This window comes from Pseudomonas sp. (genome assembly GCF_050739655.1).
GTDB lineage: Bacteria > Pseudomonadota > Gammaproteobacteria > Pseudomonadales > Pseudomonadaceae > Aquipseudomonas.
In genome coordinates this window covers 1-1,831 of record NZ_JBOIBY010000210.1, presented here as the reverse complement: position 1 = coordinate 1,831, position 1,831 = coordinate 1, and the positions used below count along the sequence as shown (strand labels likewise).

Sequence of the window (1,831 nt, the reverse complement as noted above, 5' to 3'; positions counted from 1 at the left end):
ACGGTGCCATCGGCAACCGATTCCGGGAAAGTGGGGGCTTTGATCTCGATAGCCATTATCTGTGGTTCCTTAAATTCGGTTTCAGGTGCGCGAAGGCGTTAAACAGTAAAGGCGTCTTGCAGCAGTTTTTCCTGCTGCTCAGCGTGCATCGATGCGTAACCGCATGCAGGTGCGGCAGAAGCCTCACGGCCCGCGTACTCAAGTACGAGAGACTTGTTGAGGTTGCTGATGCTACGGCGCATGTGGTGTTGGCTGCAGTACCACGCACCCTGGTTCATCGGCTCTTCCTGGCACCAAACGGCAGCTTTGACGTTGGTGTAAGGAGCCAGGACTTCTTTCAAGTCGTCCTCAGGGAATGGGTACAGCTGCTCGATACGCACGATGGCGATATCTTCACGGCCTTCGGCACGGCGTTTTTCCAGCAGGTCGTAGTAGACCTTGCCGCTACACAGGACAACACGCTCGACCTTTGTCGGGTCTTGGGCATCGATTTCCGGGATAACGGTCTGGAACGAACCTTCGGCCAGATCTTCCAGTGTCGAGATGGCCAGCTTGTGACGCAGCAGCGACTTCGGAGTCAGCACGATCAATGGCTTGCGCAGCGGACGAATCACCTGGCGACGCAGCAAGTGGTAGATCTGAGCTGGCGTAGTCGGTACCGCAACCTGAATGTTGTGCTCGGCGCACAGCTGCAGGTAACGCTCCAGACGAGCCGAGGAGTGCTCCGGCCCCTGACCTTCATAACCGTGCGGCAGCAGCATGGTCAGACCGCACAAACGGCCCCACTTGTGCTCGCCACTGGTGATGAACTGGTCGATCACCACCTGGGCACCGTTGGCGAAGTCGCCGAACTGGGCTTCCCAGATAACCAGCGCGTCTGGCGTGGTAGTCGAATAACCGTATTCGAACGCCAGTACGGCTTCTTCGGACAGGAACGAATCGTACAGGTCGAAACGTGGCTGGCCGTCGTACAGGTTTTGCAGCGGGATGTAGGTGCCCGCGTCTTTCTGGTTGTGCAGCACAGCGTGACGGTGCGAGAACGTACCGCGGCCGATGTCCTGGCCGGTCATGCGGATCGGGTGACCTTCGAACGCCAGGGTCGCGTACGCCATGGTTTCGGCGTAACCCCAGTTGATCGGCAGGCCGCCGGCTTGCATCTTCTGACGGTCTTCGTAGATCTTCGCAACCTGGCGCTGAACCACGAAGCCTTCCGGGATTTCCAGCAGCTTGGCGGACAGTTCCTGCAAGGTCTTGAGGTCGAAGCGAGTGTCGTGACGCGCGGTCCAGGCGTGGCCCAGATACGGACGCCAGTCCACGAACAACTCTTTGTTCGGCTCTTTGACCAGGCTTTTCACTACGTGCAGACCGTTGTCCAGCGCGTTACGGTATTCGTCGACTTTCGCCTGAACACGCTCAGCGTCGAGCACACCGCTCTGGGTCAGACGATCGGCATACAGCTCACGGGTGGTGCGCTGTTTGGTGATCTGCTGATACATGATTGGCTGGGTGCCGCTTGGTTCGTCAGCTTCGTTGTGGCCACGACGACGGTAGCAGACCAGATCGATCACCACGTCACGCTTGAACTGCATGCGATAGTCGATAGCCAGTTGGGTCACGAACAATACAGCTTCCGGATCATCGCCATTCACATGGAGGATCGGCGCCTGGATCATTTTCGCGACGTCGGTGGCGTACTCGGTGGAGCGCGAGTCCAGCGGGTTGCTGATGGTGAAACCAACCTGGTTGTTGATCACGATGTGCACGGTACCGCCGGTCTTGAAACCGCGGGTCTGCGACATCTGGAAGGTTTCCATGACCACGCCTTGACCGG

General features: G+C 58.3%; 1 protein-coding gene. It reads right to left on the bottom strand.

What is annotated here, in order from left to right:
- Positions 1-98: 98 nt before the first annotated feature.
- A partial coding sequence (locus ACRESJ_RS10370) for a 2-oxoglutarate dehydrogenase E1 component (protein ID WP_431757819.1) occupies positions 99-1,831 on the bottom strand: 1,733 nt, incomplete at its 5' end.